At 29.8% G+C, this 21,980-nt stretch carries 23 protein-coding genes; 12 read left to right on the top strand and 11 right to left on the bottom strand.

All coding sequences use genetic code 11. The features are described from left to right. Positions 1 to 37: 37 nt before the first annotated feature. From L8X27_RS02675 to L8X27_RS02665, 3 genes are read right to left on the bottom strand one after another with little or no spacing between them, the layout of a single operon-like run. Complete coding sequence (locus L8X27_RS02675; RefSeq protein ID WP_263681021.1) at positions 38 to 544, bottom strand: hypothetical protein; 507 nt, start codon at positions 542 to 544, stop codon at positions 38 to 40. Positions 545 to 574: 30 nt separating this feature from the next. Continuing rightward, positions 575 to 832, bottom strand: coding sequence for a hypothetical protein (locus tag L8X27_RS02670; protein WP_220566795.1), 258 nt, complete (start codon positions 830 to 832; stop codon positions 575 to 577). A gap of 51 nt (positions 833 to 883) precedes the next feature. Beyond that, positions 884 to 1,375, bottom strand: coding sequence for an NINE protein (locus L8X27_RS02665; RefSeq protein ID WP_220566796.1), 492 nt, complete (start codon positions 1,373 to 1,375; stop codon positions 884 to 886). Positions 1,376 to 1,543: 168 nt separating this feature from the next. Between L8X27_RS02665 and L8X27_RS02660 the strand changes: the two genes are divergently transcribed. From L8X27_RS02660 to L8X27_RS02650, 3 genes are all read left to right on the top strand, one after another. After that, entirely contained in the window at positions 1,544 to 1,753 is a 210-nt protein-coding gene (locus tag L8X27_RS02660) for a hypothetical protein (RefSeq protein WP_039662706.1), read from the top strand. Between the two features lie 253 nt (positions 1,754 to 2,006). Then, positions 2,007 to 3,005 (top strand): hypothetical protein, encoded by a 999-nt coding sequence (locus tag L8X27_RS02655; RefSeq protein ID WP_133319607.1) that lies wholly within the window; start codon positions 2,007 to 2,009, stop codon positions 3,003 to 3,005. Position 3,006: 1 nt separating this feature from the next. After that, entirely contained in the window at positions 3,007 to 4,374 is a 1,368-nt protein-coding gene (locus L8X27_RS02650; RefSeq protein ID WP_263671072.1) for a phosphomannomutase/phosphoglucomutase, read from the top strand. Here L8X27_RS02650 and tilS read toward each other — a convergent pair. Both tilS and rimO read right to left on the bottom strand, forming a co-directional pair. Continuing rightward, complete coding sequence (gene tilS / locus L8X27_RS02645; RefSeq protein WP_263671071.1) at positions 4,355 to 5,317, bottom strand: tRNA lysidine(34) synthetase TilS; 963 nt, start codon at positions 5,315 to 5,317, stop codon at positions 4,355 to 4,357. The genes L8X27_RS02650 and tilS overlap by 20 nt on opposite strands. Then, entirely contained in the window at positions 5,307 to 6,623 is a 1,317-nt protein-coding gene (gene rimO / locus L8X27_RS02640; RefSeq protein WP_263671070.1) for a 30S ribosomal protein S12 methylthiotransferase RimO, read from the bottom strand. Before rimO ends, tilS begins: the two co-directional genes overlap by 11 nt. 77 nt (positions 6,624 to 6,700) lie before the next feature. On the opposite strand from rimO, the gene prfB reads away from it, so the two are divergent. Together prfB and L8X27_RS02630 are read left to right on the top strand one after the other, a co-directional pair. Further along, positions 6,701 to 7,801 (top strand): peptide chain release factor 2, encoded by a 1,101-nt coding sequence (gene prfB / locus L8X27_RS02635; protein WP_039642502.1) that lies wholly within the window; start codon positions 6,701 to 6,703, stop codon positions 7,799 to 7,801. Between the two features lie 19 nt (positions 7,802 to 7,820). Next, positions 7,821 to 8,657 carry a universal stress protein gene (locus tag L8X27_RS02630; protein ID WP_263659431.1) on the top strand — a complete coding sequence of 279 codons (837 nt, stop codon included), beginning with the start codon at positions 7,821 to 7,823 and terminating at the stop codon, positions 8,655 to 8,657. A gap of 57 nt (positions 8,658 to 8,714) precedes the next feature. Here the strand turns inward: L8X27_RS02630 and L8X27_RS02625 are convergent, their stop codons facing one another. Next, positions 8,715 to 9,752, bottom strand: a complete 1,038-nt coding sequence (locus L8X27_RS02625; RefSeq protein WP_263671068.1) for a YeiH family protein — start codon at positions 9,750 to 9,752, stop codon at positions 8,715 to 8,717. A 106-nt stretch (positions 9,753 to 9,858) separates the two neighbouring features. Between L8X27_RS02625 and L8X27_RS02620 the strand changes: the two genes are divergently transcribed. Further along, positions 9,859 to 10,722 carry a LysR family transcriptional regulator gene (locus L8X27_RS02620; RefSeq protein WP_133319600.1) on the top strand — a complete coding sequence of 288 codons (864 nt, stop codon included), beginning with the start codon at positions 9,859 to 9,861 and terminating at the stop codon, positions 10,720 to 10,722. Here the strand turns inward: L8X27_RS02620 and murD are convergent. Both murD and mraY read right to left on the bottom strand, forming a co-directional pair. Continuing rightward, the gene (gene murD, locus L8X27_RS02615; protein WP_263671067.1) at positions 10,714 to 11,913 is read right to left on the bottom strand and encodes a UDP-N-acetylmuramoyl-L-alanine--D-glutamate ligase; all 1,200 of its coding nucleotides are present in this window, start codon (positions 11,911 to 11,913) and stop codon (positions 10,714 to 10,716) included. The two genes, L8X27_RS02620 and murD, sit on opposite strands and share 9 nt — an antisense overlap. Beyond that, positions 11,913 to 12,971 carry a phospho-N-acetylmuramoyl-pentapeptide-transferase gene (mraY, locus tag L8X27_RS02610; protein WP_263671066.1) on the bottom strand — a complete coding sequence of 353 codons (1,059 nt, stop codon included), beginning with the start codon at positions 12,969 to 12,971 and terminating at the stop codon, positions 11,913 to 11,915. The genes murD and mraY overlap by 1 nt, the downstream gene beginning before the upstream one ends. A 78-nt stretch (positions 12,972 to 13,049) precedes the next feature. Here mraY and gpmI point away from each other — a divergent pair, with 78 nt between their 5' ends. Continuing rightward, positions 13,050 to 14,528, top strand: a complete 1,479-nt coding sequence (gene gpmI / locus L8X27_RS02605; RefSeq protein ID WP_263671065.1) for a 2,3-bisphosphoglycerate-independent phosphoglycerate mutase — start codon at positions 13,050 to 13,052, stop codon at positions 14,526 to 14,528. Between the two features lie 14 nt (positions 14,529 to 14,542). Next, complete coding sequence (gene fabG, locus L8X27_RS02600; protein ID WP_220566803.1) at positions 14,543 to 15,286, top strand: 3-oxoacyl-ACP reductase FabG; 744 nt, start codon at positions 14,543 to 14,545, stop codon at positions 15,284 to 15,286. Positions 15,287 to 15,294: 8 nt separating this feature from the next. Here the strand turns inward: fabG and acpS are convergent, their stop codons facing one another. From acpS to L8X27_RS02585, 3 genes are all read right to left on the bottom strand, one after another. After that, positions 15,295 to 15,651: a holo-ACP synthase gene (acpS, locus tag L8X27_RS02595; RefSeq protein WP_263661129.1), complete on the bottom strand. Its 357-nt coding sequence runs from the start codon at positions 15,649 to 15,651 to the stop codon at positions 15,295 to 15,297. Further along, entirely contained in the window at positions 15,651 to 16,196 is a 546-nt protein-coding gene (gene fliL, locus L8X27_RS02590; RefSeq protein ID WP_133319594.1) for a flagellar basal body-associated protein FliL, read from the bottom strand. The genes acpS and fliL overlap by 1 nt, the downstream gene beginning before the upstream one ends. Positions 16,197 to 16,261: 65 nt before the next feature. After that, entirely contained in the window at positions 16,262 to 16,900 is a 639-nt protein-coding gene (locus L8X27_RS02585) for a transcriptional regulator (protein ID WP_220566805.1), read from the bottom strand. A gap of 218 nt (positions 16,901 to 17,118) precedes the next feature. Here L8X27_RS02585 and L8X27_RS02580 point away from each other — a divergent pair, with 218 nt between their 5' ends. From L8X27_RS02580 to L8X27_RS02565, 4 genes are all read left to right on the top strand, one after another. Next, positions 17,119 to 18,543 carry a catalase gene (locus L8X27_RS02580; RefSeq protein WP_263671064.1) on the top strand — a complete coding sequence of 475 codons (1,425 nt, stop codon included), beginning with the start codon at positions 17,119 to 17,121 and terminating at the stop codon, positions 18,541 to 18,543. Between the two features lie 51 nt (positions 18,544 to 18,594). Next, complete coding sequence (locus L8X27_RS02575) at positions 18,595 to 19,056, top strand: ankyrin repeat domain-containing protein (RefSeq protein WP_263660699.1); 462 nt, start codon at positions 18,595 to 18,597, stop codon at positions 19,054 to 19,056. Positions 19,057 to 19,228: 172 nt separating this feature from the next. Continuing rightward, complete coding sequence (gene argH, locus L8X27_RS02570; RefSeq protein WP_263681020.1) at positions 19,229 to 20,626, top strand: argininosuccinate lyase; 1,398 nt, start codon at positions 19,229 to 19,231, stop codon at positions 20,624 to 20,626. Between the two features lie 20 nt (positions 20,627 to 20,646). Beyond that, positions 20,647 to 21,978: an anaerobic C4-dicarboxylate transporter family protein gene (locus tag L8X27_RS02565; RefSeq protein ID WP_263666318.1), complete on the top strand. Its 1,332-nt coding sequence runs from the start codon at positions 20,647 to 20,649 to the stop codon at positions 21,976 to 21,978. The last annotated feature ends 2 nt before the right edge of the window (positions 21,979 to 21,980 follow it).

The following is a 21,980-nucleotide window of genomic DNA, read 5'->3' as shown; positions in this document are numbered from 1 at the left end:
GCTTGGCAATAAAATAAAATTTCATTGCCAAAATAAACTAATAATCCAAAAGTTCTACAAAAACTTGTTTTTTATCATCGCTAAATTGAGCGCTATATGAAATTTGTACTTCATGCTCTCCCCCATCAAATATAATTCCTTTTAAAGTGCCTCTTGCATAATTTTCTCTCATATCATCTGGTATTTGTGGGTAAGTTAATTTCAAACTAGCTCTACAAAAACTTGTTTTTTTATCATTACTATCTTGAGTTATAAAACTACTAAAAGAAGTATAACCTACTTCATTAGCATAATCTTTTAAGTCAAATATAGGTTTTAAATGAGCTCTTAAAATTCCAATGGTATCGGTAGATAATATAGCCTCTAAATCCCTTATATCCATGCCATTTAAGCTTATTTTTAAGGCCTTTAAAGACTGCTCACTTAGTCCATACTCAATATAAACCCACTCATCATCATCTAAAATACTTTTTAATGTAAGCTGAACAACCTCATCATCGCATTTTGGCTTATTATTAAAACATCCTGTAAATAACAAAACCATTATGAAACTTAATAAAATATTTTTCATTGCTTATTCGGTTATTATTTTAATAAACTTGATAATTTCACTATTATTAGCCCCATCTTGGCTTAAAAGATTTTTTAATAAATTTAAGCTAAGCTGTGGCGGAAATATAAGATAAGAATTTTTAGGAAAATCATTTGATTTTAAACCTATGCAAAATTTTTCATCTTTATTTGTATATGTTTTTCCAGCGACAATTTTAAAAGTATTTTTCTCATAAATCAAAGTGGGTTCTGTTTCAAAAGGTGCGTGTTTTTCATTCATTTTATCTCCTTAAATAAGTAAAAATTGAGAATATTTTCTTCCACAAATATACTAAGATTTTATATCGTCTATAATTAAGTTAATTTTTTCAAGATTTTGATTTCTAAGCAATACGCCAACTATAAACAAATCTATAAACCAAATACCAAAATTACCATAATTGATTATATTTGAAGTAGCTATCCAAAATGAATCATATGAGGAATCAGCAATAAAGCCAATTATCATAGCAAGCAAAGTTAAAACTAATCTAAAAATTCCCCACCCAATTTGACCTATATAAAATCTTGCAACACCAAAACCACCTAGTAAAAAATTATAAACCCAAAAGACTAGAGTTGGGTTTTTGAGCTTGGTGTATTGAAGTCTTGTATATACTTTATCCAACTTATCAGAACTTAAAGTTTCAAATTTCTTTTTTAAATCTTCATTTGACATAATAGGATCAGAATATTTATATCCTCGACTTATTCTTTTTCTAAAAGATCCATATTCTTTTGGTAATTTATTTTTTATTGATAAAAATAAACTCGTAGCATCCATTCTTTCGCTCCTTAACTTAAGATAACTTGAATTATTCCACAATTTAGCTTAATTAATATTGAAATAATCAATATTAATTAAATAAAACATAGAATATTTCAATTGTTTTTAATAAAGAATTTTTAATGTAAAATCAGCCCATAAGTATTTAAAAATTTAGGGTAGCTTATGGCAAAAAAGAGCAAACGCGATATGGCATATGAATTAGATATTGATGTTAGCACTTTGTATAATTGGAGAAAATACAAACCTAATTTATATCGCATCGTTATGCTTGGCTTTAAATTTGATGAACTTTTGGAAAAAAATAAAAAAAATTATGAAGAGCTACTTGAGATAAATCAAACCATACAAGATGAAATTGCAAAATTTAAATAAAAACAATTTAATGATTTTAATATATTTATTAGCTTTTTAATTTCATAAAGTTTTATTTTAAAAGTTTTTTCGTGTTATCATTTGTTGCTTTGAAATTTAACTATCTAAGATAAATTACATTATTTTTTACTAAGCATATTTCAGGCATATTTATTTTAATTTCTATTTTTATTTTACTTATAATATGTATTAAAAAAATAATTCAAAATTGTTGTATAATTTTTAAAATTATTTTTAAATTAAGGTTATTTGATTGAGTTTAGTTTTATTATCTTTTTTACCTTCTTTTAGTTTTGTTTTGGAATTTTTAGCTTTATTTTTAGCTTATTTTTTTAAGCAAAATAAGATTTTTTTCTTGCTTTTGTTGATTTTATGTGCTAGGGCTTTATCTTTAGTGGCAAGTGAATATCAAGCGCATTTGTTTATCTCGGTATTTTTACCTTTTTCTTTTGTGCTTTTTGTGTTTTTGCAAGATAGTAAGCTTGTTTTTGAAAGAATTAATTTTATTAAATTTGCGTATTTAGCCTTTATGGGTTTTGTAGCGTTAATACTTAGCACAAGTACTAATTTTAATGCAAGCATTACAAGTGAAATTTTCGGCCTTTCAACGCAATTTTTTAAGCCTATTAGTGAGTTAAGCTTTTGTGTATTTTGGGTAGGAATGATATTTTTATTATTTTCATATTTTAAAAATAATGATTTTCATTTTTTGCTAGCTTATATGGGCTTGAGCGTGCAATTTTTATTTTACAATAGTGTTGATTTGGGTTATTATGAATTTGCTTCTTTGGTGTTGATAGGATTTTTAGTGTATAAAGCTTATAAAATAGCCTTTTTTGACACTTTAACCAATTTGCCAAATTTAAAGGCCTTAAGAAGATATGCCCAAGGACTTGAAAATTTTCATTTAGCCTTGATTGAAGTAAAAAATATCAATGAAATTTATCATCAAAAAGACTCAAAAATGGGCGAGTTTATAATGCATGAATTTGCTAGGATTTTAAAAAAAGCTTTACATGCTAGGGTTTTTAAAGATGATAAGGATTATTTTATTATTGTATTTGAAAATGAAAATATAGCCTTTGTGCAAAGCAAGCTTCAAATGCTTGAAAATTTTATGCAAAAATATTGTTTTGAATTTAAAGAACAAAATGTAAAGTTAGAAATTAAACTTTGTTTATCAAGCAAAAATGAAAACATAGAAGAAAGTTTAAAACAAGCAAAATTAGAACTTAGAAGACAAAAGGATTAAAATGTTAGATTTGATTTTTAGAGAGTATGATATAAGAGGGCTTTACCCAAGTGAGTTAAATGAAAAAAGTGTAAAAGCTATAGGCTATGCTTTGGGTTTAGAAATGAAAACAAGGGGTTGTGAGAAAGTAAGCGTAGGCTACGATGCAAGATATAGTGCAAATGAACTTTTTAACTATTTAATCAGCGGTTTAAATAAAGCTAATATGCAAGTTTTCAATATAGGCTTAGCACCAACTCCTATGGGGTATTTTAGCTTGTTTTTTGATGATATTTTTGATGCAAATATCATGATAACAGGTTCGCATAATCCAAAAGAATACAATGGCTTTAAAATAACGATTAATAAAGAAAGTTTTTTTGGTGCTGATTTGAAAAAGCTTTCTTTAAAAGTGCAAGAGTATTTAGAATTTGAAATCAATGATGATTTAAGATATGAAAATTATGATATTAAAAGCTTATACATAGACTTTTTAGCTAAACATTTTTCACATCTTAAGGGCTATAAAGAAAAAATCATTATTGATTGTGCAAATGGAGCTACTGGAGTGATTATAAAGCCTTTGGTGGAAAAATTAAATCTTAATGCACAAATTTTATTTGAAAATCCTGATGGAAATTTCCCAAATCACGCGCCCGATCCAACAGAGCTTGAAAATTTACACGCATTGCAAGTTGCGCTAAAAGAAAATGAAAATGCAAAAATGGGCTTTGCTTTTGACGGAGATGGAGATCGCTTGGTGGTTACAAGTAAAGATTATGTATTTAAGGGCGATGAGCTTTGCTATTTATTTGCTAAAAATATAAAAAATCCTAGAGTTTTAGGTGAAGTAAAATGCTCTAAAAACCTTTTTGATGAGGTAGCTAAATTTGGTTTTATCATGATGGGTAAGACTGGACATTCTAATATTAAAAAAATGATGAAAGAACAAAATATCGACATAGCAGCAGAGCTTAGTGGGCATATTTTCTTTAAAGATAGATATTTTGGTTATGATGATGGAATTTATGCATTTTTAAGAACTTTAGAGCTTTTAGTAAATGGTTTTGATATAGAAAAATTAGTTAAAGAATTACCAAAACTTTATGCAAGTGAAGAGATTAAGCTTAAGGTTAGTGAAGAAAATAAATTTCAAATCATAGAAAAATTTAAAGAAAAAGTAAAAGCAAATGCTTTTGAAAATGTGCTTGATTGTAATGAAATTGACGGAGTTAGAATTACCTTTAAAGAAGGCTGGGCGCTTTTGCGTGCTTCTAATACAAGTCCATATCTTATCATGCGTGCTGAAGCTACAAGTGCTGAATTTAAAGACTTTTTAGAAACAAGAGTAAAAGAACTTTTTGAAGAAATCATAAAAGAGCTTGCATAAGTTCTTTTACATCAATATTTTTTGTGTATAAATATGCTCTTAAGAGTTTAGGGATTTTTGCTTTTCTATAAATTTCTTTAAATTCTTTTGGCATTTTCTCACAACTTACAAAAGGAAAAATCAAAACTTTTTCTTGTATGTAAACAATGCCTATTTTATGCGAAATTACTCCATCGCCTTTTAAAGTTTCTTGTCTTTGTTTAGCACTTAAAAGTATTCCAAGTTTTTTAAAGCATTTTGCGATTAAACTTTCATCTTTATGAGTAATGTAAATATTTTTAAATTCACAAATATTTTCTTCTTTTAAGTCTTTTTCTAGGTATTTAAAGCTCTTTTTTACTCCATTTGGATAAAGCTTTAAAAACTCATTGGCAAAATTTTTGCGTATGAAATTTCTAAAATATTTTTCATCATCATTACTCTCATCATGAAAATAAGCGATATTGTTGTCTTTTAGGTAGTTTGAAATTTCTTCTTTTGGAATTTCAAGCAAGGGTCTTATGATAGTAAAATATTTTCTTTTTTCAATATCTTTAAAGCCAAGCAATTCTCTAAGTCCTGCGCCTTTGGAAAATTGCATTAAAAACCATTCTAGTTTATCATTTAAATGATGAGCTAGTAAAAGATTATCATAAGAGTGATTTTTGCAAAGTTCTTCAAAAAACTCATAACGCAAAGCTCTTGCGCAAGCTTCGAAATTTTTTGTTATCTTGGGTGCAGTTTTGATGTAAATTTTTTTATGAAAATGCTTGGCTAATTCTTTGGCACTTTGTTCTTCTTTATCACTATTTTTACGAGTTTTGTAGTTTATAAAAGCAAGGTCAAAATCTATATTTTTTTCTAAAAGCATGAAAAATAAAGCACTAGAATCACTCCCATGAGAAAATGCTAAAAGATTTTTCCCTTGCTTTAAATGATTTAAATATTTGCTATCAATCATCAAACTTTCTTAAGGCTTTTGCAATGAGTTTTTTATCTAAGCTCTGCGTGATTTCACACTCATAAAGCTCGCCCATTTCTAAATTTCCACAATCACTTTCATTGATGAGAATTTCTCCATCAATATTTCTATCCCAACGCAAATCTTTTGCACCGATGAAAAATTCTCCTTCAGAGCTTTGACCTTCACAAAATGCTAAGGTTTTTTTACCAATTTGTTGATTAAAGCTTTTTTCTATGCAATCATCAACAATTTTTTCTATCACTTTTAATCTTGCATTGATGATTTTATTAGGAATTTGTTCCATTTCAAAAGCTGCGGTATCTTCTTCTTTAGAATAAGCAAAAACACTAATTCTATCAAAACCAAATTCTTTTATAAAAGCGCATAATTCTTCAAAATCCTCATCACTCTCTCCAGGGTGTCCTACTATAAAACCTGTGCGTAAAAATGAATTTGGAGCTTGTTTCATTAAATTTAAAAGTTCGATTAGTTTTGCTTTATTAGCCCCGCGTTTCATGATTTTAAGCATATTATCACTGATGTGTTGTAAAGGCATATCAAAATAATTTACAAAAACTTTTGATTGAATGATTTTTTCTATCACTTCTTTACTAATGCTTGTTGGATATAGATATAAAATTCTAGCAGCTTTTATACCTTGGATATTTTCTATAGCTTCAATAAGCTTTAAAAGTCCATCTTTTTGACCTTGATCAAATAAATACGAACTTGTATCTTGAGCGATAAAAGAAAAGTCTTTATAGCCTTTTTTAACAAGTTCTTTTACTTCATTTATAATACTTTCTAAGCTTCTTGATTTAAGTTTGCCTTTAAAACTTGGTATAGCGCAAAATGAACATTTTTGATTGCACCCTTCAGCTATTTTAATAAAAGCGTGATAATTTGATCCTGTGATCACACGATTGGTATTTTTATCTTGCAAGTAAGTAGAATTTGAAAAAAGATTAGTTTTTTTAAGTATCATTTCATCAATCTTTTCATAATCTCCCACACCGGTAAAAAGATCAACTTCAGGTAGTTCTTTCATTAATTCCTCGCGGTAGCGCTGCATTAAACATCCTGTTACAACCAGCAACGAGTCCTTTTTTCTTTGCTCGTGTAAGTCTAAAATCGCATTTATGCTTTCTTTTTTAGCGCTATCTATAAAACCACAGGTATTTATAATCAAAACATCAGCTATGCTTGGCTCATCACAAATTTCATAATCACTTAATCTTCCAAGCATGATTTCACTATCGACTAAATTTTTATTACAACCTAAAGACATTAAAAAAAGTTTTGGCATATTTCTCACTTTAAATGTTTTATTTTTTTGCTAAAATTATAAGATTAAATTATATCAAAATTAGAAAGAAAATTTTTATGGATAATTACGAATACAGCGAACTTTTAAAAAAATTAAAAAACAAAGTTGGAAATATCGCTTCTATTATTAAGCCTGAAGAGATAAAAGCAAGATTAAAAGAAATAGAAAATTTAGAAAATTCCCCTTCTTTTTGGAGTGATGTAAAACAAGCAGGCATTATAGGTAAAGAAAAAACTAAAATTTCAAATTTACTTAAAAATTATGAAAATGCAAATAATGCTTTAAATGATGCAAGCGAGCTTTTTGATCTTGCTAATAGTGAAAATGACTTAGATACTATAGAAGCTTTATTTGAAGATGCAAACAAGCTAGAAGATCTTATTGTAAATCTTGAAATTTCTATGCTTTTAAGTGGGGAAAATGATGGTAAAAATGCTATAGTTTCCATTCACCCAGGAGCGGGTGGAACGGAGAGTAATGACTGGGCTAGCATGCTTTATAGGATGTATTTGAGATTTTGTGAAAGAGAAGGTTTTAAAGTAGAAACGCTCGACTTTCAAGAAGGCGAAGAAGCAGGGCTTAAAGATGTTAGCTTTTTAGTAAAAGGTGAAAATGCTTATGGGTATTTAAAAGCTGAAAATGGCATTCATCGTTTAGTAAGAACTTCTCCTTTTGATAGTGCAGGGCGTCGCCATACGAGTTTTTCTAGTGTGATGGTTTCACCTGAACTTGATGATGATATAGAAATAGAAATTGAAGAAAAAGATATAAGGATTGATTATTATAGAGCAAGTGGGGCAGGTGGACAGCATGTTAATAAAACTGAATCAGCAGTGCGTATAACTCATATGCCAAGTGGTATAGTGGTGCAATGTCAAAACGATAGAAGCCAACACAAAAACAAAGCCACAGCCTTTAAAATGTTAAAATCACGCCTTTATGAGCTCGAGCTTATGAAACAACAAGATGAAGCAAATTCAAGCGAAAAAAGTGAGATAGGCTGGGGTCATCAAATCCGCTCTTATGTGCTTTTTCCTTATCAACAGGTCAAAGATACACGCTCAAATGAAGCTTTTTCACAGGTTGATAATATCTTAGATGGGGATATTAAAAAAATCATAGAAGGTGTTTTAATAGCGCAAAAAGCGCAAGATTGATACTACAAAAGGATATTAAATGGAAAAAATTCTAGTTTGTGTAGATGTTTTAGAGCCTTGTAGGGAAAGTTTGCATTATGGGGTGTATTTAGCTAAAAAGCTAGATTTACCTTTAATGTTTTTATATACCATAGAACCAAATTTTACTAATGCTGAATTAGCTTGTAGTTTTGGCATAGGTGCTAGTGGGTGTGTGATTGAAGATTTAGTAGAAGAGCAAAGCCAAAAAAATGAAAATCTTTGTAAAAAAGGGCAAAGAATTTTAGAAGAATTTTGTGCTTACGCAAAAGAACAAGGCGTAAAAGAATGCTTTAGTGTGCAAAGAGATGGAGATTTAGAAGAAGTTTTAAAAGAATATAATGATCAAATAAGATTAGCCATAGCAGGTTTAAAAGGCGGAGGTAAGAAAAATAAAATAGGTATTCATACAGAAGAATTAGTAAGAGCTTTAAATGTGCCTATTTTGCTTGTAAATTCTGCTTTTAAAGAGATTAAAAGCGTGATGATGGCTTATGATGGGAGTAATTTGGCTAAAAAGGCCATAGAGCAAGCCATTAAAAGACCTATTTTTAAAGAAGCAAAGCGTTATGTAGTAAATGTTTCTAAAGATGAAAAAGCTTCTTGTGAGTTATTAGCTCAAGTAGGTCAAATTTTTAAAGAAGCAAATTTAAATGTGCAAACACAGCATTTAAGTGGAGAGATTACTCAAGCTTTATTTGATTTTGGTGAGCAAAATGATATAGATTTATTGATTATGGGGGCTTACTCACATCACTGGGTAAAAAGTATTTTATTTGGTAGTTTGACAAATGATATTTTAACTAAGGCTAAAAAACCTTTATTGTTAATTCGCTAACATTAATCTATTTTGATTAAAAATTATAAAATAAATACATGAAGAATTTTCATGTATTTATAAATTTAATAATAAAATAAAACTAATTGATATAAAGATTAACCATATAAAAAGAAAAAATGCCATTAAAAATGGTTTAAAACCTGCATTTTTTAAAACATTTTTATGGATATTTACTCCTAAAGCTACCATAGCCATAGAAAGCAAAAGTGTGTCTATAGTTTGTATGCTTGGTTTTATATAGTTAAGCGCAAAATCTGTATTTAATATTTCAAGTGAGCTAATACCGCATGCAAATAAAAACCACAAAGCAAAATAAGGAATATTTGCTTTAATGGAGATTTTTTCATTATTTTTACTTAGAAATTTCAATGAAAAAAGACTTAAGAAAATCAAAAAAGGCACTAGCATTAAAACACGCATCATTTTTTCTATGACAGCACCATCTCCTGCTTTTACAGCTTCACCTGCTGCAACAGCATGTGCAACTTCATGTAAGCTTGCTCCCATGAAATACCCCATTTGCTTTAAATTAAAAAAATCAAACCAACCTAAATTCCAAGCCAAAGGATATAAAAACATCCCTAAAGTTCCAAACACAACCACAGTGCAAACTGCTACGCCAACTTTAGCAGAGCCACCTTTAACAATGCTTTCACTAGCCATCACAGCAGCTGCTCCACAAATGCTTGAGCCACTACTTATAAGTATGCTTTCTTTAAGATTAAGTTTGAATAATTTTCCTAACAAAAGCCCTATAAAAAAGGTAGAAAATACCACTAAAAATGCTAGCAAAATCCCATTTAATCCAACTTTTTCTAAATCATTAAAAGTAATTCTAAAACCATAAAGTATAATTCCAAGTCTTAAAATTTCTTTTGTTGCTATGCCTAAAACTCCTGATTTTTTGAGTAAATTTGCATTTTGATGAGCTAAATTTCCTATTAAAGCTCCTAAAATCACGGCTATGATTAAAGCTGAAATTCCAAGATTTTTAAAAAAATTAAGCTCAGAAATAGCAAAAGCACAAAAAGCAAGAGTAAAAAGCAGTAAAAAAGCTTCAAATTTTCTATGTTTATATATATTTTTATGCATGAATTTTTCCTTTTTTTGTTTTTTGTAATCTTAATGATTTTTTTGTGATAAGTAAAATTAATTTTATTTGATATAATGATTAAAAATATTTATCAAAAGAGTGCTTATGACTTTTAAACAAATAAAATATTTTCAAGCCTTGTGTAGAAATTTAAATTTAAGAGCTTGTGCTAAAGAATTAAATATAACTCAATCTGCTTTGTCTTTAGCTATATTTGAACTTGAAAAAAGTTTAAACACCAAGCTTTTTGATAGAAATGCTAAATTTTTAAGTTTAAATGAAAAAGGAAAAGTGTTTTTAAAACAAATCACTCCTTTGATTTTAGAATTTGAACGCATAGAAAAAGCAATGCAAGATGATCAAAGCTATGAAATAAGTATGAAAGTTAGTCAAAATGTAGGTACTTATTTACTAGGAACTTTTTTGGATCAAAAGGCAGAAAATATCAAATTAAATTTGTCTTTGGATAATAGTCAAAATATTATCAAAGATATTTTAGATAAAGAAATCGATATAGGTTTGATTGAAGGGATTTGCAAAGATAAGGATATAAAAAAGATTAAAATTTGTGATGATGAGCTTATTGTGGTGAGTAAAAATGACTTCAAAAAAGAATTTTTCATAGATGAATTAAAGGATTTTAAATGGCTAAGTCGTGAGCAAGGTTCAGGTGCAAAAGAAGTGTTTTTAAATGCTTTGCCTAAAGATGTAAAGCTTAATTTGGTTTATGAGTTAAACTCAACTGCTATGATAAAAGAGTTGACTAAAAAAGGTAAATTTTTAGCAGTTTTACCTAAATTTAGTGTTAAAGAAGAGCTCGAAGCTAAAAGTTTATTTGAAGTAAGATTAAAAAATTTTAAAATTTCAAGAGAGCTTTGCTTGATTTATCATAAAAATAAAGAACCAAGCAATAAATTTATAAATTTATGTGAGTTTTTAAAATTTTGCATTCAAAAAGATTTAGCTTAATTCTTGAATACATTTTTTAAAAAGCTCTCCTCTTTCTTCATAAGACTTAAACTGATCTAAGCTTGCACAAGCAGGGCTTAGTAGGGCTACTTCATCATTAGTTAAGTTTTGATTGATTTTTTCTACCGCTTTAGGTAAAAACTCACAAAAATGTGCTTTTAAATTAGCATTTTTAGCATAATCAAGTATTTTATTGGTGCTTTTTCCTATGGCATAAAGCTCTATATCAAGCTCTTTCATAAAAGCAAATAAAGCACTTAAATTCACTCCCTTATCATCCCCACCTATGATAAGATGAATTTTTTTATCCTTATAGCGTTTAAGAGCAGCTAAACTAGCATCAAGATTAGTCGCTTTAGTATCATTTACCCAAAGTCTATTTTTATGATCAAATATTTCTTCAAGTTTATTTTTTTCTATTTTAAACTCATTTAAAAGCTCATAAGAGCAACGATCTAGTATGATTTTTTCTATACTTAAGGCAATAAGAGCATCAAGCAAAAAAGGGGTTTTAAAATGAATTTTTTCTAAATCAATTTGCATTTTTTTAGCTAAATCTTGCTCATCTTCATAGCTTATAACATAAGCATGGGTTGGATAAGCCTCATACTTTTTAGGTAAAATTACCACATCATTTTCATTCATTCTTTCAAGCACGCTAAGCTTTGCTTGCTCGTAGTTTTCAAAGCTTTTATGCCAAGAAAGATGATCAGGTGTGATAGGTAAAAGTGCATAAATTTCAGGTTTAGCTACTTTGGTGTAAAAAAGCGAAAAAGATGAACTTTCCAAAATCCATAATTTAGCACTAATATCCATTTGTGCTAAAGGAGTTCCTATGTTTGCTCCCATTTGTGCATTGATATGTTTTAAAAGATGATGTGTCATTTGGGTGGTGGTGGTTTTGCCATTTGTTCCGCTTATCCAAACACTTTTTGGCATGCCATCATAAAAAAAATCATACTCACTGCTTAAATTTTTTGCTTGCTGTATGAGAAAATGATCATTTGGAAAGCCAGGACTTGGAATTTCTAAGTCACTTTTTAAAGGATCAAATTCACAAGGCGGTAAAAGTGTATTGTTAAATTCATCTTTACTTATACTTGCAAAATGATCATCATAAATATCGCAATTTCCAAAACGCTGCGCAAAAGCTTTAGTTGTTTTTCCGTATCCAAAAAGTGAAATTTTCATTATCTTAACTTTATACTAATTAATGCAATGATATTTGCAAGTAAGGCTATCATCCAAAAACGCACGATGATTTTATTTTCCACCCAACCTATTTTTTCAAAATGATGATGAATAGGTGCCATTTTAAATACTCTTTTATTAAAGATTTTAAAACTTCCTATTTGTAAAATCACTGAAATAGTTTCTAAAACAAATACAAAACCTATAAGCAAAAGCAAAATTTCATTTTTACTTACTATACCAAGATAGCCTAAAAACGCCCCTATGCTTAAACTCCCACTATCTCCCATAAAAACTTGTGCAGGATAGCAGTTATACCACAAAAATCCCATAAGCGCACCAACTAAAGCCGCACTTATTACCACAAGTTCTCCTAGACCTTGAATTTTAGGTAAGAATAAATAAGAACTATAAATAGCATTTCCACTTAAATACAAAAAAGCACCAAGACTTAAAAGAGAAAATATAGAAGGCACGGTTGCAAGACCATCAAGCCCATCGGTTAAATTTACAGCATTAGAGCTTGATACAATAACTAAAATCCATAAAAACAACATAAACATACCGCCATCAAAAATAGCATGTTTGTAAAAAGGTAAATAAAATTCAGTATTTATATCAAATAAATACAATAATCCAACACAGATAAAAGCAGCGCTAAATTGCCCTAGTAGTTTCATTTTTGGGCTTAATCCTGCGTGATTGTCTTTTTTTAAAATTTTCCCCAAATCATCAACTAAGCCTATAGTACAAAATAATACTAAACATAATAATCCAACGATTATAAAACTATTATTTAAATCAGCGCTTAAAACACTTGCTATGATAGTAGCAAAGATAAAAACAAGCCCACCCATAGTAGGGGTATGAGATTTAGCTTGGTGTGATTGTGGAGCGTATTCATAAATAGGTTGATTTGCTTTTTTATTTTGAGCCCATTTGATAAATTTTGGCATTAAATACAAACTCAAAAATAAAGCAATAAAAAATGCAAAACCAGCACGCACGCTAATATAAGAAAAAAACATATAATTTGTATATTCTGTAAGATAAAGCAAAATTTTAACCTTATATTTGTTTTTTAAAAGCATAATTTTAGTAAAATCACATAAATAAATTATAAAAAAGAGTAAAAAATGAGTCAAAAATGTATTTTGATAATCACAGATGGTATAGGACATAATACAAATTCAAACTATAATGCTTTTTTTCATGCTAAAAAGCCAACTTATGATAAGCTTTTTGAAAATACCCCTAATGTTTTGATAAAAACAAGTGGCTTGGCGGTTGGCTTACCTGAAGGTCAAATGGGTAATAGCGAAGTAGGGCATATGTGTATAGGTAGTGGACGCATAATCTATCAAAATTTAGTCAAGATAAATAAAGCCATAGAAAATGACACTTTAAAAGACAATAAGGCTTTAAAAGAATTGTTGCAAAAATGCAAAAGAGTGCATATTATAGGGCTTTATAGTGATGGCGGGGTGCATTCTATGCATACACATTTTAATGCACTTTTAAAAATTTGTAGGCAAGAAAATAAAGAAGTTTTTGCGCATGCAATTAGTGATGGTAGGGATTGTCCTCCAAATTCAGGTTTAGAATTTATAAAATCTTTACAGGAATTTTGCGAAAAAGAAGGGGTTAATTTTGCTTCTTTATCGGGAAGATTTTATGCTATGGATAGAGATAAGCGCTATGATAGGGTTAAGTCTTATTATGATGCTTTATTTGCTAAGGCACCAAAGTGTGATGATTTTATGCAATTTATACAAAAAAACTATGATGAAAATATCACAGATGAGTTTTTAACCCCAGTTATTAGTCAAAACTTTGATGGAATTAAGGCTGAAGATGGTGTGATTTTTATCAATTTTAGAAATGATAGAATGCGTCAATTAGTCGCTTCTTTAACCCAAGAAAGTTTTAATGAATTTCCAAAAGAAGTGCTTATAAAAAATGCCATTACTATGAGTTTGTATGATGAGAGTTTTAAACTACCTGTGATGTTTGAAAAAGAAGAGTTAAATAATACTTTAGCTTCTGTGATAGCTAATGCAAATTTAAGCCAACTTCACACAGCTGAAACAGAAAAATATGCTCATGTAACCTTTTTCTTTAATGGGGGAAAAGAAGAATTAGAATGTAATGAAACAAGAATTTTAATTCCAAGTCCTAAAATAAAAACATACGATGAAAAACCTCAAATGAGTGCTAAAGAAGTCACAGATGAGGTGCTTAAGGGTATAGAAAGTGGTATGGATTTTATCGTAGTAAATTTTGCAAATGGTGATATGGTAGGACATACGGGTGATTTTGAAGCTGCGATTAGTGCGGTTGAATGTGTAGATGAGTGTTTAGGTAGAGTTATTGCTAAAGCAAGAGAGTATGATTATGCTTTTATTATTACTTCAGATCATGGAAACTGTGAAGCGATGAGGGATGAAAAAGAAAATATGCTCACTAATCACACGACCTTTGATGTTTTTGCTTTTGTTGAAGCTAAAGGAGTAGAAAAGCTTAAAGAAGGCATGGGGCTTAGTAATATAGCACCAAGCGTGCTTAAAATTTTAAACTTACCTATCCCAAAAGAAATGGATGAGGCTTTATTTTAATTTAAAGGAGAACAATGAAATTTAGTGGAAAAAATGTTTTAATAACAGGTGCAAGTAAAGGTATAGGTGCAGCAATAGCCAAAGAATTAGCAAGTTATGGCTTAAAAGTTTGGATTAATTATAGAAGTAAGCCTGAACTTGCTGATGCACTAAAAGAAGAGATAGAAAAAAGTGGTGGTTGTGCGGCTGTGATTAAATTTGATGCAAGTGTTGAAGAAGAATTTACAAGCGCTATTGCAACTATAGTAGAAAGTGATGGTGAGCTTAGTTATTTAGTTAATAATGCAGGTATTACTAATGATAAATTAGCACTTAGAATGAGTATGGATGATTTTTCTTCAGTGATTAATGCTAATTTAAATTCAAGTTTTTTAGGTTGTAGAGAGGCATTAAAAACTATGAGTAAAAAGCGTTTTGGTGCGGTTGTAAATATTGCTTCTATAGTTGGAGAAATGGGAAATGCAGGCCAAACTAATTATAGTGCTAGTAAAGGCGGTATGATAGCTCTAACAAAATCTTTTGCTAAAGAAGGCGCAGCAAGAAATATAAGATATAACTGCATTACCCCAGGTTTTATAAAAAGTGATATGACTGAAGTTTTAAGTGATGAGATTAAACAAAATTATATTAACAATATCCCTTTAAAGCGTTTTGCAGATGCTAGTGAAGTAGCTCAAGCTGTGGCATTTTTATTAAGTGATCATTCTTCTTATATCACAGGAGAAATTTTAAAAGTCAATGGCGGGCTTTATATGTAAGCAAGGTTTTAACCTTGCTTAGTTTCTATAGCTACTACTGCTATAGCAAAACCCCCATCATGCGCTACGCTTACACTTGCTGATTTAATTTTGAATTCTTGCATGACTTTTTGAGAAAAACTAATGTGTGGAGCATTTTTGTCATCTTTAGAGATGGTGATGTCAAAAAAAGAACATTCTTTAGAAATTCCAACCCCCAAAGCCTTAGAGGCAGCTTCTTTAATAGCCCAAAATCCGGCTAGAGTGTTGGTATTTTTTATATAACTTTGCTCTTTCTTGGACAAAAATTTATCCAAGAAAAGTGTTTTATGTCTTTCATAAATTTTTTCTATGCGAGAGCATACGACTATGTCACAGCCTATCATTAAGATACTACAAAGTCGGTAAAATAAATATTTTTGATAAAACCATCAGTTAAAACTTCATTGATCTTACCGGTTAATTCATCTTTTAATCTTTCTTTACCCTTTGTAGTGCTTACTTCTTCAAAGGTTTTTGATGTTAAAGTTCTAATGATAATATCTCTAATAATAGCAACTTTTTTATCAAGTTCAGGAGTTAAGGTTTCAACATTTTGTTCAAGTTGAATGGTGCATTTTACATATCTTGATCCACCATCACTTAATAAATTTAGCGTAAAAGGTGCTAAAGGATACATCACGCCAATATTTGCATAATCACTCCCTCTAGCTGCTACTGCATTTGTTTTTTTAGGAGCTTGTGCAACTTGTGCGCTTTCTTCGGTTTGCGGGGTAGGATTTTCTTCAGAGCCGCCACTAAACATTAGATAAGCAATTGCTCCTACAATAACAAGTAAAAATACAAATAAAAATACAACGATAATGATTACTAAAGTATTCCCGCCTTTTTTCTTTGATTCACCTTGTTCATCCATCATATCATCAGCCATATTTTTCCTTTTATAAAATTTTAAAATGTTATTGTATCAAAAATTATATTTTTTTTAAATTATGATTATTTAATCTTTTGTAAATGTCTATAAACACTAGGTTCTGAAATATTTAAAAGCTCCGCAACTTTAGGAATAACACCTTTTACATTAAATACGCCTTTTTCATATAAACTAGCTATCATTTTTTGTTTTTCCTTCGGTTTTAAACTTTTATTTTTAAAACTTTCAATATCTATCCCCGTAATATCTTCAACGATTTCTTCTAAATCAAGTTTTATGTATTCTTTATTTTCTTGTTCAGGACTTTCATAAGAATTATCATAAATATTTCCAAGATTTAAAATTTCATCAGAGATTTTTTTAAATGCTGAAGTATCATGATTAATACAAAGCAAACCTTCAAGTTTTTCATCTTTTTTAATAAAAAAAGTAGAGCCTGACATTACTTGTGAGCTTTTAGCTGAAGTTTTATAATGTGTTATATAATCACGCTCTAAATAGATTTTGTTTTTAATCATTTCAATAGCAAAGCCTGTTAGAGGTGAATTTATAGTTCTTTTGCTAATATGATTATTAGCTATTTCTGCTATATTAGTACCATCTTCACTTACATCATGCAAAACTATTTCATAATTTCTTCCCAAAGCATCAGCAAGAAATTTCACTAATTTAATATAGTAAGTTCTTGTTTCTTTATCCATTAAACTCTCCTTGTTTTATTAATTTTGTAGTAAAAATATTTAAAATAAGAGCACTTATTCTTATTTTTCAACAATTTTAATACAAAATAAAAATAATTATGCTTAAAAAAAGATTATTTTTTCAAAAATAATAATTTTTATTGTTTAATTTTATTTTAATAATATAGGGATATAATTTATCAAATAATAAAAATTATTATTTATAAAAAGGAGAAAAGATGAAAAAACTAACCAATGATTTCGGAAATATCATAGCCGATAATCAAAATTCATTAAGCGCAGGTGCTAAGGGTCCACTTTTAATGCAAGATTATATTTTGTTAGAAAAACTTGCCCATCAAAATAGAGAAAGAATTCCAGAAAGAACTGTTCATGCAAAAGGGAGCGGTGCTTATGGGGAGCTTAAAATCACTAAAGATATTTCTCAGTACACCAAGGCAAAAGTTTTACAGCTTGGAGAAAATACACCTTTATTTATAAGATTTTCAACCGTTGCAGGCGAAGCAGGTGCAGCTGATGCAGAAAGAGATGTAAGAGGTTTTGCTATTAAATTTTATACTAAAGAAGGAAATTGGGATTTAGTAGGTAATAATACTCCGACATTTTTTATAAGAGATGCATATAAATTTCCTGATTTTATCCACACTCAAAAAAGAGATCCAAGAAATCATTTAAGAAGCAATAATGCTGCATGGGATTTTTGGAGCCTTTGTCCTGAAAGCTTACATCAAGTTACTATTTTAATGAGTGATAGAGGAATTCCTGCAAGCTATCGTCATATGCATGGTTTTGGAAGTCACACTTATAGTTTGATTAATGATAAAAACGAAAGATTTTGGGTGAAATTTCATTTTAAAACCAAGCAAGGTATTAAAAATTTAACCAACGAAGAAGCAGCAAATTTAATAGCAAATGATAGAGAAAGTCATCAAAGAGATTTATATGAAGCTATTGAAAAAGGAGATTTTCCAAAATGGACTTTCCAAATTCAAGTTTTAAAAGAAGATGAAGCAGAAAAATTAGGTTTTAATCCTTTTGATTTAACTAAAGTTTGGCCGCATAGTATTGTGCCTTTAATTGAAGTAGGCGAATTAGTACTTAATAAAAATGTACAAAATTACTTTAATGAAGTAGAACAAGCTGCATTTAGTCCAAGCAATATTGTTCCTGGTATTAGTTTTAGTCCTGATAAAATGTTGCAAGCTAGAATTTTTTCTTATCCTGACGCACACAGATACCGCATAGGAACAAATTATCATTTATTACCAGTTAATCGTGCAAAAAGTGAAGTAAATACTTATAATGTAGCAGGTGCTATGAATTTTGACACTTACAAAAATGGCCTTGCTTATTATGAACCAAATAGTTATGATGATAGTCCAAAAGAAGATAAAAATTACCTAGAGCCTGACTTAGTACTTGAAGGTAATGCGCAAAGATATGCTCCACTTGATAATGATTTTTACACCCAACCAAGAGCCTTGTTTGATATAATGAATCAAGATCAAAAAGAGCAATTATTTAAAAATATAGCAGCTTCTATGAGTGGGGTTGATGAAAAAATTATTGCTAGAGCATTAAGTCATTTTGAAAAAATTTCAAGTGAATATGCAAATGGCGTTAAAAAAGCTTTGAAAATGTAATTTTTACTTGCCACTTTAAAAGTGGCAAACTAAAGATTATAAAGGAAAAATATGTTTAGTAATGAAGAAGAAAAAAGAATTCAAGAGCTTTGCACTATGGCTTTTGATTACGCAAGACAAAATGATTTACAAAATTTAAAGACTATGATAGAAGCGGGTTTGAGTGTGAATTTAAAAAATCATAAAGGCGATAGTCTTTTAATGCTTGCAAGTTATCATAATGCTTATGAATGTGCTAAGTTTTTACTAGAAAATAATGCTAGGGTAGATGAGAAAAATGATAGAGGACAAACTCCATTAGCAGGGGTGTGTTTTAAAGGATATTTACCTATGTGTAAGCTTTTGGTAGAACATGGAGCAAATATTGATGAAAACAATGGTCTTGGTATGACACCTTTTACTTTCGCGTTGATGTTTGGGCATAGAGATATAGTAGAGTTTTTAACAAAGCATTCTAAAAAAAGTTTTCTTAAAAAAATAGCTTTTAGTGTATTAAAAATTTTCAAAAAATAGTTAAAAATTTATAATATATTAAAAATATATTTTATTTATTTAAAATTATCAAAAAATTCTATTATTAAATTATAAATTTTTAAAATTTTTTATTATAGAAATAAAAATTTTAAGCTAAATTAAAATAAATTCAAATAAAATTACCCCTAATTTTTTAATGAAAGGATAACAAATGTCTAACAAAGCAGAAAAATTATGGGGTGGGCGTTTTGATTTACCTACAAATAAATTAGTTGAAGAATATACTGCTTCACTACCAGTTGAGCCAAGACTTGCTCCTTTTGATATACAAGGTAGTATAATTCACTGCACCATGCTTGCAAAACAAGGTATTATAAAAGACGATGAAGCAAAAACTATCATTAAGGGCTTAGAACAAGTTAGAGAAGAAATTCAAAATGGAACCTTTGTTTTTGATATAGCTGATGAGGATATTCATATGGCTGTAGAAAAAAGAATGACACAAATCGTAGGTCCAGTAGGTGGAAAACTTCACACCGCAAGAAGTAGAAATGACCAAACTACACTTGATTCAAAAATGCATATGAGGGCAGTTATTAAAGAAATTTTAGGTCAAATTATTGCTTTAGAAGAAGAAATTATCCATCAAGCTCAAAAAAATATCAAAGCTATTATGCCAGGTTATACGCATTTGCAAACGGGCCAGCCAGTGCTTTTTTCACATTGGATTATGGCGTATTTTTGGATGTTAAGTAGGGATTATTCTCGTTTTGAGGATTTATATAAAAGAATGAATGAGTGTCCTTTGGGAGCAGCTGCACTTGGCGGAACTACATTTAATATAGACAGACATTTTTGTGCCAAAGAACTAGGCTTTACTAAACCAACAGAAAATAGCATTGATAGTGTAAGTGATAGAGACCACATGGTTGAATTTACTGCTATTGCTGCAATGTGTTTCATGCACCTTAGTCGTTTTTGTGAAGAGCTTATACTTTTTTCAAGTCAAGATTTTAAATTTATAGAATTAAGTGATGATTTTTGTACAGGTTCAAGCATAATGCCTCAAAAGAAAAATCCTGATGTAGCCGAAAAAATGCGTGGTAAGACAGGTAGAATGTATGGTAATGTTATGGCAATGCTAACTATTATGAAAGGTATTCCATTAGCTTATAATACTGATATGAGTGAAGATAAGGTTCAAGTTTATGATTCTATGGATACTTTAATGGCAAGTTTAAAAATTATAACTCCTATGATAGAAAAAATGCAAGTAAATACTAATAATACAAGAGCAGCAGCTGCAAAAGGATTTTCAAATGCCACAGATATGGCTGATTATTTAGTAAGAAAAAATATACCATTTAGAGAAGCTCATAGTATAGTAGGTTCAGCTGTGAATTATTGTATTAAACACGGAAAAATGCTTGAAGAGCTTAGCATGGAAGAATTCCATCAATTTAATGAAAATATCCAAGAAGATATTTATGAAGCAATTGCTTTAGAAACTTGTATAGACGCAAGACTTTCTTATGGCGGTACAGGAACTAAAGTTGTATTAGAGCAAATTGAACATGCAAAAGAATTGTTGGATAAATGTAAAAAATAAACAATAAGGGCGAAGATTAGATGGATATTATTTTTATACTTCAACTTTTTATTATTTTTTCTATGATAGCCATAGGTGGTAGATATGGTGGTATAGGACTTGGGGTTGCAGGTGGGCTTGGTATGTGTATTTTGGTGTTAGTTTTTGGTATGCAACCAGCTTCACTTCCTGTGAGTGTTGTGTTTATTATACTTGCTGTGATTACTTGCGTGAGTGTTTTGCAAAGCGCAGGCGGGCTTGATTTGCTAGTAAAAATAGCTGAAAAAGCATTAAAGAAAAAACCTCAAGCTATTGTTTTTATGGGCCCATTAATCACATCCACATTTACAATATTTTGTGGTACTACTTATGTGGCTTTTTCTATTTATCCAGTGATTGCTGAAGTAGCTGCTCAAGCTAAAATTCGTCCTGAAAGACCACTTTCGGTTTCAGTTATAGCAGCAGGTATTGCAGTGGTGGCTTCTCCTATGAGTGCAGCCACTGCAGGTATGGTAGCCATTTTAGCCATTAGTGGTGTAGGACTTGTTCAAATATTAGCTGTGGTAATGCCAGCATTTTTAATTGGCGTTATATGTGCTTGTTTGAGCGTTTTTAAAAGAGGAAAAGAGCTTGAGCAAGATGAGGAATTTCAAAGAAGAGTAAGAGCAGGGGAATATCAGTTTTTAACTCAAGATAAACAAGAAGATAAACAAGAAACAGATCCTAAAGTAAAAAGAGCTTTATTAATATTTGCTTTGGGGATTTTAACCATTATTTTCTTTGGGACTTTTACAAATTTGTTACCTCACTATGAGCTTGCAAATGGTAAAATAGAAAGACTTTCTACCCCAAATTTAATTCAAATGATCATGCTTGCAACAGCTTGTTTAATTATGCTTTTTGCTAAAGTTCCTGCTAATAAACTTGGTGAAGCTTCTGTATTTAAATCAGGACTTATAGGCGTTGTAGGGGTTTTTGGTATAGCTTGGATGACAGGGACATTTTTTGAAGCTTACAAGCCTTTATTTAGTAATTCTTTATCACATATTGTAGAAGATTATCCATATTTATTTGGCGTGGCTTTATTTGCCTTTTCTATGGTGATTTTTTCTCCAGCTGCAACAGTAGCTGCTTTGATGCCTTTGGGTGTGAGTTTGGGAATTCCTCCTCAAATTCTTATCGTGCTTTATCCTTGTGTGAGTGGAGATTTTATAGTTCCAGGAGCTAATCAAATAGCTTGCGTGGCTTTTGATAGAACAGGCACAACAAAAATAGGAAAATTTGTGATCAATCACTCTTATTTAAGACCGGGTTTTTCTTTAATCATTGGTGCTGTTGTGAGTGCTTATTTTATATCGCAAATAGTTTTTTAGCT

The organism is Campylobacter sp. CNRCH_2015_1657 (assembly GCF_025772685.1).
Taxonomy (GTDB): domain Bacteria; phylum Campylobacterota; class Campylobacteria; order Campylobacterales; family Campylobacteraceae; genus Campylobacter_D; species Campylobacter_D lari_D.
The sequence above is the reverse complement of the archived record's forward strand: the minus strand, read 5'-3'. Positions and strand labels throughout refer to the sequence as shown.